Genomic DNA, 16,861 nt, shown 5'->3' on the forward strand with positions numbered 1-16,861 from the left:
GGTCAGTCCCTTCAGGCCGCAGCGGCGGCGAGTTCGGCGGCCTTCTCGGCCGCGTCGTCCATGGTCGCGGCGACGGTGACGAGCGGGTGCGCTGCCTCCGCCAGGATCCGTCGGCCTTCTTCCACGTTGTTGCCGTCCAGGCGGACGACGAGCGGCTTCGTGGCCGCGTCGCCGAGGATGCCGAGGGCGGCGACGATGCCGTTCGCGACGGCGTCGCAGGCGGTGATGCCGCCGAAGACGTTCACGAAGACGCTCTTCACCTGGGGGTCACCGAGGATGACGTCGAGGCCGTTGGCCATGACCTCTGCTGAGGCACCACCACCGATGTCGAGGAAGTTCGCGGGCTTCACGCCGCCGTGACGCTCACCGGCGTAGGCGACGACGTCGAGCGTCGACATGACGAGCCCCGCACCGTTGCCGATGACGCCGACCTGGCCGTCGAGCTTGACGTAGTTGAGGCCGTGGGCCTTCGCCTTGGCCTCGAGCGGGTCCTCGCTGGCGGTGTCCTCGAGTGCCCCGTGTCCCTCGTGGCGGAAGTCGGCGTTCTCGTCGAGCGTGACCTTGCCGTCGAGCGCCAGGATCTGACCGTCACCGGTGCGGACGAGGGGGTTGACCTCGACCAGGGTGGCGTCCTCACCCGCGAACACGTCGTAGAGCTTCACGAAGACGCTCGCGACCTGGTTGACCAGCTCGTCCGGGAACCCGGCCTGGCGTGCGATGTCGACCCCGGCCTCCTGGTTGATCCCGGTCAGCGGGTTCACCTCGACCCGTGCGAGGGCTTCGGGCTTCTCCACCGCGAGCTGCTCGATCTCCATGCCGCCCTCGACGCTGACGAGCGACAGGTAGGAGCGGTTCGCGCGGTCGAGCAGCACCGAGAAGTAGAACTCCTCGGCGATGTCAGCGCCCTGCGCGACCATCACGCGCTGCACGGTGTGGCCCTTGATGTCGAGGCCGAGGATCGCCTGTGCGTGCTCGAACGCCTCGTCGGGGGTCTTCGCGACCTTGACGCCGCCGGCCTTGCCGCGACCGCCGACCTTCACCTGCGCCTTGACGACGACGACTCCGCCGATCCGCTCGGCCGCCGCCTTCGCCTGCTCGGGGGTGTCGGCGATGATGCCCTGCAGCACAGGGACGCCGTAGGACTCGAAGAGGTCCCTGGCCTGGTACTCGAAAAGATCCACGCTGTTCTTCTTCCCGCACGGTTCGTGCGATCGGCATCGGTCATCCGGTCGCGTCCTCCTCATCGAGGGTCGCTCGATGTCGAGACGACGGCCGCGACCGAGCCTAGCGCTGGCAGGTGGACGTGCGGTGCCCGGTGGAGAACGCGCTGCCGGCACCGCCGCCAGCCCCGTGTCGTCCGGGGTACGCCGTCTCCGGGCGACCGACCAGGCCGTATCGTGCACCGTCGATCGGGTGCAGAACGATCTCCGTACCCGTGCCGCCGACGTCTTCGGCTGGGAACTCCGCGACGCCCAGGCGACCGTGGTCGACGCGGTCCTCGCCGGGCGCGACGCCCTGGCGCTGATGCCGACCGGTTCGGGCAAGTCCGCGATCTACCAGGTCGCCGCCCTGGCCCTCGACGGCCCGGTCGTCGTGGTCTCGCCGCTCGTGGCCCTGCAGGAGGACCAGGTCGTCGGCATCGAGGACCACCCGGACGCGCCCCGCGCCGTCACGATCAACGCCACCCGGGCGCACCGGGAGCTCGAGGACGCGTGGGAGGCAGTCGCCTCCGGGGCTGCCCGCTACGTCTTCCTCGCCCCGGAACAACTCGCCAAGGACGACGTCGTCGACCGACTCCGTGAGGCCGGCGTCGCCCTCGTCACGGTCGACGAGGCGCACTGCGTCTCGAGCTGGGGGCACGACTTCCGCCCGGACTACCTGGTCCTCGGCGAGGTCATCGAGCGCCTCGGCCGCCCTCCGGTGCTCGCGATGACGGCGACCGGCTCGACGCCGGTCCGGAAGGAGATCGTCGAACGGCTCGGGATGCGCGACCCACTCGTGCTCGCCACCGGGTTCGACCGGCCGAACCTGCGCTTCGAGGTGCAGCGACACACGGACGAGGACGAGAAGCGCGAAGCCGTCGTCGCCCAGGTCGTGGGGCTCGAGGGTGCGGGCATCGTCTACGTCGCGACCCGCGCCGAGACCGTGCTCTACGCCGACGAACTCGTCGAGAGCGGCCGACGGGCGAAGGCATACCACGCGGGGCTCCGGGTGCGGGACCGCGAGCACGTGCACCACGAGTTCCTCGACGGCGATCTGGACGTCGTCGTCGCCACGAGCGCGTTCGGCATGGGCATCGACAAGCCGGACGTCCGCTTCGTCGTGCACGCCGACGTCCCCGAGTCGGTCGATGCCTACTACCAGGAGGTCGGCCGGGCCGGACGGGACGGCGACGTCGGTCTCGCGACCCTGCACTACCGGTCGGAGGACCTCGGGCTACGCCGGTTCTTCGCCTCGGGCTCGCCCCGTACGGCATCGCTCCGCGCCGTGTTCGACGCGGTGCCCGCCGACGGCACCGTCGCCCGCTCCGAGGTCGCCGAGCGGGCCGGGCTCGCCGCACGCACCGCGGGACGGGTCGTGAACACCCTGGTCGACGCCGGTGCGCTGGTCGACGACCGGGACGGCCTGCGTCGGGCACCGCACGGACCGGCGGACGCCGCCGCGGCCGCCGAGCTCGCCCGGGCGCACGCGAAGGAGCGGGAGCGGGTCGAGGAGTCCCGGATCGAGATGATGCGTCGCTTCGCCGAGACGAACGGCTGCCGTCGACAGTTCCTGCTCGGCTACTTCGGTGACGAACTCCCCGAGCCGTGCGGCAACTGCGACACCTGCTCCGCCGGCACCGCCACCGATGCCGACACACACGGCGCGGACGGGTCGCACGATGCCGAGTGGCCGCCGGACGCACCGGTCGAGCACTCCGAATGGGGCCGCGGGACCGTGATGAGCACCGAGGACGACCGGCTGACGGTGTTCTTCGAGTCCGCCGGCTACCGCACGCTCGCCCTGGCCGACGTCACCGAGCGGCACCTGCTCGAACGGGTCTGAACCAGCTGCAGCGAGCAGTCCCCGGGGGGAAGGCGCGGTCGCTCGACCACCCGTCGGCGACCGCGCTCCACTCCCCCGAGCACGTGCAGTAGACACCGGGAGTGTGACCCGTCGGTGTCCACCGGGTGAACGGTGCGCGAACCGGCCACGATCGGTCACGCGCGGTTCCGACGGTGCGCCGAGCGACCCGGTGCGTCCCCCGACCACCGCGCACACTCCCACCGGCACCCGGGTACCAAGGACCGGTGGGCAGGACGGCACGCCGCAGACGGCGCACCACAGACGCGCACCGCACATCCAGCCCACACGCATCACCACGACGACCGACAGGAGCGACCATGTCCGACCCCGGCATCACCCCAGGCGACGAGTTCAGCGACGGCGTCAGCGACTCCGACGACGAGGGCCGCGCCGACGACGTCGACCGCGAGTACGTCGGCGGCTTCGAGACCGACGACGCCGAGGAGGCGCTCGAGACCGTCACGAACGACGCCGTCGCCGGCGAGACCGTCGAGCCCCAGCTCGGTGACGGCACCGACGACGGCCCGACCGGCGGCGCACCGAACGAGGGCTCTCCGGACATGTGGGAGCACGGCGACGAGCGCCCCGACCTCGGCGGCGACCTGGGCACGAAGCCGCTCTGAGCTGCCCCGACGCCGAGCTGACCCGACGACGCTGACCGTGACCGGACGACGGGCGGGAGGCCCGGTGCACGACGTGCGCCGGGCCTCCCGCCCGTCCCCTGCTCGCGACCAGAGCCGCGCGCTCCGCCGGTTCCTCGCCGACAGCACGCCCGTCGTGGCGGGCGGCCGCGCGATCCTGCTGCAGATCGCCGATCCCGTGGTGGCGGCCGGGGTCCGGCGCCACTCGGACTTCGCCAGGCGACCGCAGCAGCGCCTGGCGCACACCCTGATGTACGTCTACGCGGTCGTGGTCGGCACCCCCGATGACGCTGCCGTCGCATCCTCGTTCGTGGCCCACGCGCACCGCCCGGTGACCGGCGCCGACGACCCGGACCGGCAGCTCTGGGTCGCGGCCACGCTCGTCGACTCGGCGATCCGGACCCACCGCCTGCTCGGCACCCCCGTCGACGGCGCACGGGCCGAGGACGTGCTCCGTGCCTACGCACCGATCGCGACGGCCCTGCGGGTCCCGGCCGAGCGGTGGCCGGACTCGATGCCGGCGTTCGAGCAGTACTGGGCCGCGTCGCTCGCGCAGCTCCGGGTGACGGACGACGCCCGCGGTGTCGTGCGCGACCTGCTGCACCCGCGACACGCGCCGGCATGGGTGCGCGCGGCGATGCCGGTCGTGCGGATCGTCACGGTGGGGATGCTGCCCGCGGCGGTGCGGTCGCAGTACGGCTTCGCCTGGGGACCGCGCGAGGCTCGACGCTTCCGCCGGACCGTGACGGGCCTCCGGTTGTTCCGCGCGGTGCTGCCCGGCGCGCTGCTGCGACTGCCGGGGCCGCTGCTCATCCGCGCGATGCACCGGACCGCCCGCCGGTACTCCGCGCACTGAAGGAGGGCTCAGCGACGGCTTCGACGTGTTCAAGGTGCTCACCGAGGTGCTCCCGCAGCTCGAGGACCACATCACGGCCCGCGACGGCAAGCTCGTCATCCGCCCGGACTCCGGCGACCCGGTCGACATCGTCACCGGCACCATGCACGGCGTCGACGAGGCCGAGCTGTTCGCCGCCGGCCGCAGCGACGAGCAGAAGGGCGTCGTCGAACTCCTCGACGAGCTGTTCGGCCACACCGTCAACGAGCGCGGCTTCAAGGTCCTCGACCAGCACATCGGCGTCATCTACGGCGACAGCATCACCCCCGACCGTGCCCGCCGGATCTACGAACGCCTCGCCGCGAAGGGCTACGCCAGCGACAACGTGGTGCTCGGCATCGGGTCGTACACCTACCAGTTCATGACCCGCGACAACCTCGGCAGCGCCGTGAAGGCCACCTGGGCCCTGGTCGACGGCCAACCGGTCGACATCCAGAAGGACCCGAAGACCGGCAGCGGCAAGAAGAGCGCCAAGGGCCGGATCGCCCTGCACCGCGACGCGACCGGCGAGATCCGGCAGACCGACCAGGCCACCCTGGAGGACGAGGCGACCAGTCTGCTCCAGCCGGTGTGGGTCGACGGGCGGTTCACGGTCCTCCAGTCCTTCGCCGACGTCCGTGAGACGCTCCGTCGTGAGCGGGCCGACCGTGCCGCCCGACGTGCGGCCGCGGGTACGGCGGCGGCGTGAGCGGGGCCGCTCCGGCGGCGGTCCGCGACCAGCCGCTCATCGCCGTGGACGTCGTCCTCGTCGCGTTCGACGGCACGGGCGACGGAGTCGATCCGGGCGGCCTCCGGGTCGCCACCGCCAGGCGGCGGTACGAACCGTTCGTCGGACGGGAGGCGCTGCCCGGCGTCCTCCTGGACGGTCCGGAACTCCTCGCCGACAGTGCGCGACGCGCGCTGCGGACCAAGACCGGGACGGACGCGGCGGCGGTCCGGCACCTCGCCCAGATCGGGGCGTTCGACGGACCCGAGCGGGACCCGCGGAGCGCTGCGATCAGCATCGCGTTCCTCGCGGTCACCGCCGGCACGGCTGCTGTCTCCGACGCCGTGGTCTGGCACGACGCGGTGGGGCTGCCGCTCGGGCTGCCGTTCGACCACGACCGGATCATCACGGCAGCGCTCGACCACGCGCGGACCCGGCTCTGGTCGGATGGACCACTGACCCGGGCGCTGCTCGGCGAACGGTTCACCACACCGGACGCCGCACGGCTCGTCGTCGCCCTGACCGGGGTGGCACCGGACCCGGGCAACCTCAACCGGGCGCTCCGCACGAACCCGGCACTGACCCGGCTCGACGCCGCGGTGGAACCGGTCGTCCGTTCCGGTGCCGGGCGGGGCGGGCGTCCCCCGGCAGCCTGGACGTGGACGGACTGAGCGCGGTTGAGTGGGCGCATGTCTGCTTCGCTGTCCGGGGAAGAGTCCCTGCACCTGCCCGAGTTCGACGCGCCTCCCGCATCGCCGCTCGACCTCGCGCGCCTCTGGCTCGACCAGGCCGGTGAACACGAGGTGTCCGAGCCGCTGTCGATGACGCTCGCGACCGCCGGCGCCGACGGCCGGGTCAGTGCCCGGACCGTCGACGTCAAGCGCATCGAGGACCGCGGGCTGGTGTTCGGCACCTCCGCCGAGAGCCCGAAGGGCCGCCAGCTCGCCGAGAACCCGCACGCCGCCCTGCAGGTGTACTGGCGTGAGACGATGCAGCAGCTCCGGTTCGAGGGCCGGGTGGTGCAGCTCTCCGACGAGGAGTCCGACGCCCTGTTCGCCGACCGCTCGCCGAAGTCCCGCGCCGCCACCGCGATCGCGGACCAGTCCGCGGTGCTCGAACCGCGGACGCTGCAGGACCTGATCGACGACGCCAACGAGCTGCTCGCCGAGTCCGACGACGACGTGCCCCGGCCGCCGCTGTGGGACGCGTGGCGCCTGGAGCCCGACACGGTCGAGTTCTGGCACGGCAGCCGCGACCGCATGCACCGCCGTCTGCAGTACGTGCACGCCGACGGGAGCTGGACCGCGACGCGGCTGCAGCCGTAGCGCAGCGGTCCGTTCGCGAGCAGGGCTCGGAACGGCACTGCGGTAGCGTCGGACCATGACGGCCGCAGCACGCATCACCGTCCGGACCGCCGTGGAAGCGGACGCACCGGGCATCGCCGACGTGCACGTCCAGGCCTGGCGCGAGGCGTACGCCCACCTGCTGCCCGCCGCGTTCCTGTCCTCGCTCGACCCAGTCGCCCGCACCACCCGATGGCGGCGGACGATCGCCGGCGCGGGCGCGGCCGGTACCAGTGTCGCCGTCGCCGAGCATGACGGCGTCGTCGTCGGCTGGGCGACCGCCGGGCCGGGGCGTGACGAACACTCCGTCCGGGACGTCGAGCTCACCGGCATCTCCGTCCTCGCCTCCGCGTACGGGTCCGGGGCCGGCCAGATGCTCCTCGACGCGGTGCTCTCCGACGCGCCGGCGTTCCTCTGGGTCGCGGACGACAACCCTCGTGCGCAGGCGTTCTACGCCCGCAACGGGTTCCGCCGAGACGGCGCGACGAAGACCGAGCACCTCGGCGACAACGCCCTCGTCGCGGCACGCATGGTCCGCTGACGTCCGGCTAGAGCTTCTCGATCGGCGCGATCTTGATGAGGAGCTTCTTCCGCCCCGCGGTGTCGAACGCGATCTCGGCGATCCGCTTCGCACCCTGACCGGTCACCGCCGAGACGGTCCCCTGCCCGAAGTCGACGTGCGAGATCCGGTCACCGGCAGCGAGTTCCATGTCCCCGTTGTCCCGGACCTGCCCGGACACCCGGTTCGCCCACTCGGTCTTCGGACGGGTCTTCGCGGCAGCAGCAGCACGGTCGTAGGAACCGCTGCCCCAGCCGCCACCGCCGCGGTAGCCGCCCCCGGTGCCGCCGCCCGAACCGCCGAACCCACCGTCACGCTTGGCGTTGATCGCGCGGGGCTGCGTGCCACCACGACTGTTCGCCATGCCCGGTGACTGCTTCCACTCGATGAGCCCCTCGGGGATCTCCTGCAGGAAGCGCGAGGGCATCGCCACGTTGACGTCGCCGAACTGTGCCCGGGTCATCGCGAGCGACAGGAACAGGACCTTCTTCGCGCGGGTGATGCCAACGTAGAACAGACGGCGCTCCTCCGACGGGCCACCGGGCTCGTTCGCGGACATCCGGTGCGGCAGCAGGTCTTCTTCGACGCCGGTCAAGAACACCGCGTCGTACTCCAGGCCCTTCGCGGTGTGCAGCGTCATCAGGGACACCGTGCCGGAGGAGTCGTCGAGCTCGTCGGCCGCGGCCACCAGCGAGACCTCGGTCAGGAAGTCGGAGAGCGTGCCCTCGGGGTTGTTCTTCTGGAACTCCCGCGTCACGGCCACGAGCTCGTCGATGTTGTCCGCACGGGCGGCGTCCTGCGCATCCGGCGACTTCCGGAGCTGTTCGAGCAGCCCGGACCCGTCGAGCAGCTGCGTGAGCGTGTCCACGACGGGCTGGTCCGCGGCCTTCGCGGAGACGTCGTCGAGCAGCATCGCGAACGAGGTGATGGCGGTCCGGACCTTAGGTCCGAAGCCGAGCTCGTCGGCGTGCCGCAGGGCCTCGCGCATCGAGACCTCGTGCTCGTCGGCGTACCGCTGCAGGGTCGTCTCGGTGACGGCGCCGATGCCGCGCTTCGGCACGTTGAGGATGCGGCGGAGCGACAGCGGATCGGCCGGGTTCGCGACCGTGATCAGGTAGGACATCGCGTCCTTGATCTCGGCCCGCTCGTAGAACTTCGTGCCGCCGAGCACCCGGTACGGGATCGCCGCCCGGATGAAGATCTCCTCCAGCGCACGGGTCTGCGAGTTCGTCCGGTAGAACACCGCCATGTCGCGGTAGTCCATGCCGTCCTCGTGCAGGCGCTGGATCTCGTCCGCGACGAACTGGGCTTCGTCGTGGCCGGTGTACCCGGTGAAGCCGACGATCTTCTCGCCGGCGCCGACGTCGGTGAACAGGCTCTTCGCCTGCCGGTCGAAGTTGTTGGAGATGACGGCGTTCGCGGCGTCGAGGATGTTCTGCGTCGATCGGTAGTTCTGCTCGAGCAGGATCACCTTCGAGTTCGGGAAGTCGCGCTCGAACTCGACGATGTTGCGGATGTCCGCCCCGCGGAACGCGTAGATGGACTGGTCGGAGTCACCGACGACCGTCAGCGAGGCACCGGCGATCGATCCGTCGGTCTCCCGCATCCGGGCGACGTGCTGCCCCTGGTCCTCGAGGCGGTCGACCTGCTCGACCGGCACCGGCCGGGTGAGTTCGCGGATCAGCGAGTACTGCGCGTGGTTGGTGTCCTGGTACTCGTCGACCAGGATGAAACGGAACCGACGCTGGTACAGCGCAGCCACCTCCGGGAACGCCCGGAACAGGAACACCGTCTGGCCGATGAGGTCGTCGAAGTCGAACGCGTTCGCCCGCCGCAGCTCGTTCGTGTACCGACGGAACACCTCGGTGAACATGACCTCCTGCGGGTCGCTCGCGTTGATGTTGCGGGCGTAGGTGTCGATGTCCTGCAGCTCGTTCTTGAGCTTCGAGATCTTCGCCGCCGCGGCTCCGACCGTCAGCCCGAGGGTGTCCGCCTCGAGGTCCTTGATGATCCGCTTGAGCAACGCCCGGGAGTCCGCGGAGTCGTAGATCGTGAACGACTGCGGGAACCCGAACCGTTCGGCTTCACGCCGGAGGATCCGCACGCACGCGGAGTGGAACGTCGAGATCCACATGCCGTCGGCGGCCTGGCCGACCAGGGCCTGCACGCGCTCGCGCATCTCGGCCGCGGCCTTGTTGGTGAACGTGATCGCCAGGATCTGGGACGGCCAGGCTTCTCGGTTCGCCAGGAGCAGCGCGATGCGACGGGTGAGCACGCTCGTCTTGCCCGAGCCGGCACCGGCCACGATGAGCAGGGACTCGCCGCGGTACTCGACGGCTTCCTTCTGCTGGGGGTTCAGGCCCGCGGTGAACGGGTCCTCGTAGGCACGGTCACGCGCACCCGCGCCGTCGGTGCGGCCGGGCGTCGGGTCGGAGGGGTCGAGCACGATCGTCATGTCCGAGACAGTCTAGGCGCGACCCCCGACGTCCGATCAGGCCCGGTCGGACCGTTCCGCGACGAGCGATCGGGCCCGGACGGCCAGGTCGGCGTGGTCCGCGAAGACCCCGTCGACGCCCGTGCGGAGGACCGACGTGAACCACCGTTCCCAGTCCCCGAGCGCTGCCAGCTCGCCGCCACGACGGAGGGCAGCGGGCAGGAACCGGTTCTCCGGCCGCAGGGTCCACGTGGAGACGGCGAGGCCGGCCGCGTGTGCCCGCTCGACCACGTCGCTCCGCACCGGGCCGGGATCGTCGACCGCCCGGGTGTCGACGCCCGCCATCAGCGTCGGCAGGTCGACGCTGATGCCGTCGAACTCTGCCGCGAGCCCCGCGAGCGCGGCGTCGGTCCGCTCGTCGGCATAGGTGGTGGCGGCGGGACCGGCGGCGGCGACCTCGTCAGCGGCCGCACCACGGGCCTCCTGGAGGTACACCAGCCGCCCACCGGTGCCCTGTTCGGCGACCTGCCGGAGGACGCCCTTCTCGAACGACTCGACCGTCAGCCGGTCGTCACCGCGCCACCCCGCGGTACCCAGGACGCCGTCGAGGAGCGAGGCCATCGGGAACCCGGCCGCGGCGAACGCGCTGGCGTGCTTCACCTCGGCGACGAGCCCGACCCGCCGCGGCGCGGCGTCCAGGATCGCCAGCAGGTCCTCCAGGCGCAGGACCGTGTCCTCGCCGTCGTGCTGCCGGGAGGCGCGGCGCAGCTCCGGCAGGCGCTCGCGGGTCCGCAGGGTTCGCAGCTCGTCCCAGGTGAAATCCTCGGTGAACCAGCCGGTGAACCGGTGCCCGTCGATCGTCTTCGTGGTGCGGCGGGCGCGGAACTCCGGACGGTCGGCGACGTCGGTCGTCCCGGAGACCTCGTTCTCGTGCCGGAGGACCAGGACACCGTCCTTCGTCGGCACGAGGTCCGGCTCGATGGCGTCCGCGCCGAGCTCGATGGCGAGCTCGTAGGCGCTGCGGGAGTGCTCGGGGCGGTACCCGGAGGCTCCGCGGTGGGCGATGACGAGCGGCTGCATGCAGGCGACGATACGGAGCGCGGGTGAACGCAGTGTCCTCGAGACCGAGGCCCGCTCGGACGTTCAGCGAGCATGCGGAGTTCCCACGGTGGACCGACAGTGACCGTCAATAAACTGCCGCGCAGGAGCACGGACGCCGGTTCCGCTTCCCGCGGATCCTCAGCCATCGAACCCTCACGGCCCGTAGGCTGTGAGGACACGAAGGAACGGCACCGCCGCACTCCGTCACGAGCCCACGAACCGATGCCACCCGGGTACCGGATCCACGACTCCACACCAGAGGAAATCAGAGGACACCATGGCCTTCAAGCCCGGTTTCGACCAGTCCCCCGCCTTCAACGACGCGGGCCGGAACGCATGGGGCGCCGGCTCGAACGCACCGCGGGGCGCCTACCCGCAGCAGGGGTACCCGCAGCAGGGCGGCTACCCGCAGGCCCCGTACGGGCAGACCGGCTGGGGCCAGGCGCCGCAGCAGCCCGGCATATCGCCCGACCAGCTCCGGGACATGTACGACCGCCCCTCGGCCGACAAGGTCGACACCGGTCGCATGTCGTACGAGGACACCATCGTCAAGACGCTCCTGGCCTTCGGCGTGCTCCTCGTCGGCGCGGTCGCCGGCTGGAACCTGCCGCCCGTGGTCTGGATCGTCGGCGCATTGGTCGGGTTCGTCCTCGCGCTGGTGAACACCTTCAAGAAGAAGCCGTCGCCGGCACTCGTGCTCGCGTACGCATTCTTCGAGGGCCTCTTCGTCGGTGGCATCTCGGGGATGTACAACACGATGTGGGACGGCATCGTCACGCAGGCGGTGTTCGGCACCCTCGGTGTCTTCGCCGTCACGCTGCTGCTGTTCTCGTCCGGCAAGGTCCGTGCCACCCCCAAGCTGACCCGGTTCTTCCTGGTCGCGATGGTCGGCTACATGGCCTTCTCGCTCGTCAACATCGTGCTCATGTTCACCGGTGTGACCCAGAGCGCGTTCGGGCTCCTCGGCGTCTCGCTGTTCGGCATCCCGCTCGGTGTCCTGATCGGCATCTTCGTGGTGCTGATGGCGGCGTACTCGCTGATCCTCGACTTCGACCAGATCAAGACCGGCGTCGAGCGCGGCGCTCCGCGCGTCTACGCATGGACCGCGGCCTTCGGTCTCATCGTCACGCTGGTCTGGCTGTACCTCGAGATCCTGCGCATCCTGGCGATCGTCGCGAGCAGTTCCCGCAACTAGCGTTCCGCACCGCGAAGGGTCCCGGCTTCCGCCGGGGCCCTTCGTCGTTCCCGGGCGGGCGGCGGGCGCGGGCGGCGGCGGGCGCCCGACCGGTCACAACACCCCGCTCACCTCCGCCGAGCGGTCACGGATCGTCGCTCACCACCCGCCAGAACGACGACGTGTAACCGGTCGGCGGAAGGCAGCCGGGCGCGGCAGGCGGGCCCGGCCCGCGCCTCCCGTCCGGGCACGTCTGCCCGCCGACGTCGCGCAACACGCCGCAGCCGGTTCGCCGAGGTCGCTCAACCCGCCGCCATCCAGCCGCCCGAGCGGCAGATGGTGCGACCCCGAGAGCGCCGGCAGCATCCCCCGCACGCCAGCCCCGTCCGCCGCCAGGTCGCACGACATGCCGCAGCCGGTTCGCCGGGGTCGCAGGAACTGCCGTCAGCGAGCCGGCCCGACGGCAGAACGTGCGACCTCGGCGGCCGGGCTGGGCGGGCGACGGCAGAACGTGCGACCTCGGCAGACGGGCTGCGGGCGCGCGACGGCCGGGAGGCCCGGCTCGACCCCGCAGGACGAGCGAGGGCCCGGTACGCAGCGCGTACCGGGCCCTCGGGCGTCAGGGGAGGATCACTCCCACTCGATCGTCCCCGGCGGCTTCGACGTGACGTCGAGCACGACCCGGTTGACGTCGCGCACCTCGTTCGTGATGCGGTTCGAGATCTTCGCGAGCACGTCGTACGGCAGGCGCGTCCAGTCCGCGGTCATGGCGTCCTCGGACGAGACCGGACGGAGCACGATCGGGTGCCCGTAGGTGCGGCCGTCGCCCTGGACCCCGACCGACCGGACGTCGGCGAGCAGGACGACCGGGCACTGCCAGATCTCGTCGTCGAGGCCGGCCGCGGTCAGCTCGGCGCGCGCGATGGCGTCGGCGGCACGGAGGATCTCGAGCCGCTCGGCGGTCACTTCACCGACGATGCGGATGCCGAGGCCCGGGCCGGGGAACGGCTGGCGTCCGACGATGACCTCCGGGAGCCCGAGCTCGCGACCGACCGCGCGGACCTCGTCCTTGAACAGGGTGCGCAGCGGCTCGACGAGTTCGAACGTCATGTCGTCGGGCAGCCCGCCGACGTTGTGGTGCGACTTGATGTTCGCGGTGCCCGATCCGCCGCCGGACTCGACGACGTCCGGGTACAGGGTGCCCTGCACGAGGAACTTGACCTCGGCGTCGCCGTCGGATGCCCGCGCTTCGAGGACGAGCGCTTCCGCTGCGGCTTCGAACGTGCGGATGAACTCGCGCCCGATGATCTTGCGCTTCTGCTCCGGGTCGCTGACGCTGGCCAGGGCGTCGAGGAACTGCTCGCGGGCGTCGACCGTGACCAGGCGCACGCCGGTGGAGGCGACGTAGTCCTCTTCGACCTGCTTGCGCTCGTCGGCGCGGAGGAGCCCGTGGTCGACGAAGACGCAGGTGAGCTGGTCGCCGACGGCCTTGTGCACGAGGGCTGCGGCGACGGCGGAGTCCACACCACCGGAGAGCCCGGCGATCACACGGGAGGACCCGATCTGGGCGCGGATGCGCTCGACCTGCTCCTCGATCACGTTCGCGGAGTTCCAGTCGCCCGGGAGCCCGGCGGCACGGTGCAGGAAGTTCTCGAGGACGGCCTGACCGAACGCGGAGTGCTTGACCTCCGGGTGCCACTGCACGCCGTAGAGCTTGCGCTCGTCGGAAGCGAACGCGGCGACCGGGGTGGACTCGCTCGAGGCGAGGACCTCGAAGCCCTCGGGTGCCTTCGATACGGCGTCCCCGTGGGACATCCACGTCGTCTGCGCTGCGGGCTGACCGCCGAGCAGGACGCTGTCGGTGCCGCTGACGGTCACCGCGGTGGCACCGTACTCGCGGAGGCCGGTGTTGGCGACCTCACCGCCGAGCGACTTCGCCATGGCCTGGAAGCCGTAGCAGATGCCGAGCACGGGGATGCCGAGGTCCAGGATCTCGCCGTCCAGGGACGGTGCGCCGTCCTCGTAGACGGAGGACGGGCCTCCGGACAGGACGATCGCGGCCGGGTTCTTCGCCCGGATCTCGTCCGCCGTGACGGAGTGCGCGACGATCTCGCTGTAGACGTTGGCCTCGCGGACACGACGTGCGATCAACTGCGCGTACTGCGCGCCGAAGTCGACGACGAGGACGGGACGCTGTTCGGTCTCGCTCACCGAGCGCTCTCCTTCTCCCGCGACTGCTGCGCGGTCAGCTCGTGGTAGGTGGTCATGGCGGCCTGCTGCATGCGGTGTTCGACCACGAACGACATGAACGGGATCACGCCGCCGAGTGCGATGAGCAGGAAGCGCGTCGGACGCCAGCGCATGATGCTCCACAGACGGAAGTCCGCGAACAGGTAGACGACGTACAGCCAGCCGTGTGCGATGAGGATCGCGATCGACAGGTTGAACGTGCCGGGTGCTTCACCGGCGGTGCCGTTGGGGACGAAGAACGCGCCGCCGCCGAGCTGCATCTCACGCTGGATCGGGGTGTACTTGATGACGACCTCGACGACCAGGGCGAGCAGGAGCACGCCGGTGACGTACGCGGAGATGCGGTAGAACCGCACGGCCCCCGGGATCTTGGGGATGTCGCGCGTCCGGACGGTCAGAGCCATGTGGTCGATCCTACCGGCGACCCGGCTCGGCCCGGGCGCCGTCCACCGGGACCGCGGGCTCGCCCACAGGCTCGACGTCGTCGTCAACAGGATCGGCGGCAGCGGCCTCGGCGGCCTCGGCAGCCTCGTCCTGCTCGCGCTCCCATGCGTCCTTCACGAAGCGGTACCAGAGGAAGACGGCGAACCCGGCGAACACGACCCACTCCACCGCGTAGAAGAGGTTGAGCCAGTCGAACTGGACCTCGCGCGTCGGTGCCCGGTCGGCGATGGTGCCGAGGTCGGCCGCGTCTGCGGTGGTCCGGTCGGCGACGACGTAGCCGCCGTACATCCGGTCGTCGAACGCCTTCCACGTGTTCACGAACCGGGCCGGTGCCACGGCCGAGTACTCGTGCTGCTCGAAGGTGTCCTGGTCGGGCGACTCCGCCGGGTAGTACCGGCCGCGGATGGTCATCGTCGCGTCACCGGCCAGGCGGTCGCCACCGGCCACGGCGGCGGAACGCTGATCGGACCAGCCGATCACGACCGGGAGGCTCGCCCCCGTCGCGTCGTCGACCAGGTGGCCGACGGTCTGGAACTCCCCACCCCCGCTGCGGCCCGTCAGGACCGTCGTGTCACCGGCGACGAACCGCCCGGAGACCGTCACCTTCTGCCCGGCGAGGGCCGACCCGACCGGCTTCTCCGGGGTGGTGACGTCGTCGAGCGTCTTCCGTGTCTCGGTCGACGCCGGCAGTGGCTTGCCGTTCTCGATGCTGCGCTCGAGCTGCCACTTGCCGAGTGCGGCGAACACGCCAGCGAGGATGATCGCCAGCAGCAGCAGCGCGATCCACCTCGGTCGTCGGGCAACGGCCCACATCTGAATCAGTACTCCGGATCACGTACGCGGGCCGGGCGTTCGGGACGCTCGGCGGGGACCTCGATCGACGACGTGCTCGCGCTCACGGGTTCCGGCGTGACCGGCTCCTCGCGCGACGGCGTCGTCTCTGGTGCACCATTGTCGCGCTCTTCCCTGCCCGCAGCCTCCACGAGGGCGATCTCCTCGGCGAACTTCGCGTCCCGCTCGGCCTTGCGTGCGGCGGCGGCCTGGGCGGCGGCGAGTTCGCGGCCACGGAGCTTCCGCACCCGACCCGGGCGGAGCACCAGTCGGCCGATGCGGTCGGAGTTCACGGCGAGCAGCGGTCCCAACACGGCCATCACCAGGACGTAGAGGCCCGCGAAGGCGGTGATCCGTTCCTCCAGTCCGGCGGCCGCCGACAGGGTCGCCAGGATGAGCGCGAACTCGCCCCGGTTCACCAGGATGACGGCGGTGTTGATGCCCTGCTGGACGCTGAAGCCGTTCATCCGAGCGACGAGCTGCCCGGCGACCGCGTTGAGCACGACGGTCATGCCGATGGCACCGGCGACGGGCCAGAGCACCTCGCCGAACGTCGACACGTCGAGGCCGAGCCCGAAGTTGACGAAGAAGAACGCCGCGAACACGTCGCGCATCGGCAGGGCCAGCTGCTCGATGCGGTCCCGGTAGCGGGTGGCACCGCACAGCAGTCCGATCACGAACGCGCCGATGGCGTCGGTCACCCCGAGCAGGTCGCCGATGCCGCCGAACATGACCGCGAGCCCGAAGAACAGGATCGTGAAGAGCTCGTCGTCGCGGGTCGCGAAGATCTTCGAGACCTGCTTGCCACCCCAGCGCGCCAGGCTGAACATCACGATCAGGAAGCCGAACGCCAGCCCGAGCTTGCCGATCACCGCCCACAGGTTCGTGTCGCCGGAGAGCACCACGGAGACGATCGCCAGGTACACGGCGATGAACACGTCCTCGATCACGGTGACGCCGAGGATCATCGGGGTCTCGTCGTTGGCCAAGCGCCGGAGCTCGATGAGCAGCTTCGTCACGATCGCGCTCGACGACGTCGCCGTCATGCCGGCGATGATCAGGGCTTCTCGGGTGCCCCAGCCGAGCGAGAACCCGAACGCGAAGCCGACGCCCATGTTGATCGCGACGTAGGTGCCGCCGGAGACCAGGAGCTTGCCGGCGTTGCCGTAGAACTCCTCTTGATCGAACTCCAACCCGAGGTTGAAGAGCAGCAGGATGAGGCCGAACGTCGCGATCAGCTCGATCGTGTGCGACTCGACGCTCAGGCCGATCCACGGGGTGTGCGGGCTCGCGATGAGCCCGACCACCATGTAGACCGGGATCGCCGGCAGACCGATGGTCTTGCCGAGCCGCCCGAGGACGTAGGCGATGAGGAACAGGCCGCCGATGGTCAGCAGCTCACCACCCAGGTGCATCC

At 70.9% G+C, this 16,861-nt stretch carries 15 protein-coding genes; 8 read left to right on the top strand and 7 right to left on the bottom strand.

Annotation, left to right across the window (positions count from 1 at the left end):
• Positions 1-11: 11 nt before the first annotated feature.
• Positions 12-1,181, bottom strand: a complete 1,170-nt coding sequence (gene sucC, locus DEI89_RS07870) for an ADP-forming succinate--CoA ligase subunit beta (protein WP_110903497.1) — start codon at positions 1,179-1,181, stop codon at positions 12-14.
• A gap of 232 nt (positions 1,182-1,413) precedes the next feature.
• Between sucC and DEI89_RS07875 the strand changes: the two genes are divergently transcribed.
• The 7 genes from DEI89_RS07875 to DEI89_RS07900 all read left to right on the top strand — a co-directional run bounded on the left by DEI89_RS07875 (position 1,414) and on the right by DEI89_RS07900 (position 7,192).
• Complete coding sequence (locus DEI89_RS07875; protein ID WP_110903498.1) at positions 1,414-3,045, top strand: RecQ family ATP-dependent DNA helicase; 1,632 nt, start codon at positions 1,414-1,416, stop codon at positions 3,043-3,045.
• A 338-nt stretch (positions 3,046-3,383) separates the two neighbouring features.
• A complete protein-coding gene (locus tag DEI89_RS17330; protein WP_111195472.1) occupies positions 3,384-3,689 on the top strand; it encodes a hypothetical protein in 306 nt (101 codons plus the stop codon).
• A 37-nt stretch (positions 3,690-3,726) separates the two neighbouring features.
• Positions 3,727-4,563 carry an oxygenase MpaB family protein gene (locus tag DEI89_RS07880; RefSeq protein WP_181421554.1) on the top strand — a complete coding sequence of 279 codons (837 nt, stop codon included), beginning with the start codon at positions 3,727-3,729 and terminating at the stop codon, positions 4,561-4,563.
• Positions 4,564-4,588: 25 nt separating this feature from the next.
• A complete protein-coding gene (locus DEI89_RS07885; protein ID WP_375537769.1) occupies positions 4,589-5,290 on the top strand; it encodes a hypothetical protein in 702 nt (233 codons plus the stop codon).
• Positions 5,287-5,979 carry an NUDIX hydrolase gene (locus DEI89_RS07890; RefSeq protein ID WP_110903500.1) on the top strand — a complete coding sequence of 231 codons (693 nt, stop codon included), beginning with the start codon at positions 5,287-5,289 and terminating at the stop codon, positions 5,977-5,979. Before DEI89_RS07885 ends, DEI89_RS07890 begins: the two co-directional genes overlap by 4 nt.
• 18 nt (positions 5,980-5,997) lie before the next feature.
• The gene (locus DEI89_RS07895) at positions 5,998-6,633 is read left to right on the top strand and encodes a pyridoxal 5'-phosphate synthase (protein WP_110903501.1); all 636 of its coding nucleotides are present in this window, start codon (positions 5,998-6,000) and stop codon (positions 6,631-6,633) included.
• A 55-nt stretch (positions 6,634-6,688) separates the two neighbouring features.
• Positions 6,689-7,192, top strand: coding sequence for a GNAT family N-acetyltransferase (locus tag DEI89_RS07900; protein WP_110903502.1), 504 nt, complete (start codon positions 6,689-6,691; stop codon positions 7,190-7,192).
• 7 nt (positions 7,193-7,199) lie between these two features.
• Here DEI89_RS07900 and DEI89_RS07905 read toward each other — a convergent pair whose 3' ends face one another.
• Complete coding sequence (locus DEI89_RS07905; protein WP_110903503.1) at positions 7,200-9,665, bottom strand: ATP-dependent helicase; 2,466 nt, start codon at positions 9,663-9,665, stop codon at positions 7,200-7,202.
• A 36-nt stretch (positions 9,666-9,701) separates the two neighbouring features.
• On the bottom strand, positions 9,702-10,724 hold the full coding sequence (locus tag DEI89_RS07910; RefSeq protein WP_110903504.1) for a glycerophosphodiester phosphodiesterase family protein: 1,023 nt from the start codon (positions 10,722-10,724) through the stop codon (positions 9,702-9,704).
• A 298-nt stretch (positions 10,725-11,022) separates the two neighbouring features.
• Here DEI89_RS07910 and DEI89_RS07915 point away from each other — a divergent pair, with 298 nt between their 5' ends.
• On the top strand, positions 11,023-11,940 hold the full coding sequence (locus DEI89_RS07915) for a Bax inhibitor-1/YccA family protein (RefSeq protein ID WP_110903505.1): 918 nt from the start codon (positions 11,023-11,025) through the stop codon (positions 11,938-11,940).
• Positions 11,941-12,549: 609 nt separating this feature from the next.
• On the opposite strand, the gene guaA is transcribed toward DEI89_RS07915, so the two are convergent.
• Genes guaA through DEI89_RS07935 form a run of 4 tightly spaced genes read right to left on the bottom strand, consistent with a single transcriptional unit; the run spans position 12,550 to position 16,859 of the window.
• The gene (gene guaA, locus DEI89_RS07920) at positions 12,550-14,130 is read right to left on the bottom strand and encodes a glutamine-hydrolyzing GMP synthase (protein WP_110903506.1); all 1,581 of its coding nucleotides are present in this window, start codon (positions 14,128-14,130) and stop codon (positions 12,550-12,552) included.
• On the bottom strand, positions 14,127-14,573 hold the full coding sequence (locus DEI89_RS07925) for a DUF3817 domain-containing protein (RefSeq protein WP_110903507.1): 447 nt from the start codon (positions 14,571-14,573) through the stop codon (positions 14,127-14,129). The genes guaA and DEI89_RS07925 overlap by 4 nt, the downstream gene beginning before the upstream one ends.
• Before the next feature lie 10 nt (positions 14,574-14,583).
• A complete protein-coding gene (locus DEI89_RS07930) occupies positions 14,584-15,426 on the bottom strand; it encodes an SURF1 family cytochrome oxidase biogenesis protein (RefSeq protein WP_110903508.1) in 843 nt (280 codons plus the stop codon).
• Between the two features lie 5 nt (positions 15,427-15,431).
• Complete coding sequence (locus tag DEI89_RS07935; protein WP_110903509.1) at positions 15,432-16,859, bottom strand: cation:proton antiporter; 1,428 nt, start codon at positions 16,857-16,859, stop codon at positions 15,432-15,434.
• Positions 16,860-16,861 lie beyond the last annotated feature (2 nt).

It is taken from the genome of Curtobacterium sp. MCBD17_030, assembly GCF_003224255.1.
Lineage (GTDB): Bacteria > Actinomycetota > Actinomycetes > Actinomycetales > Microbacteriaceae > Curtobacterium.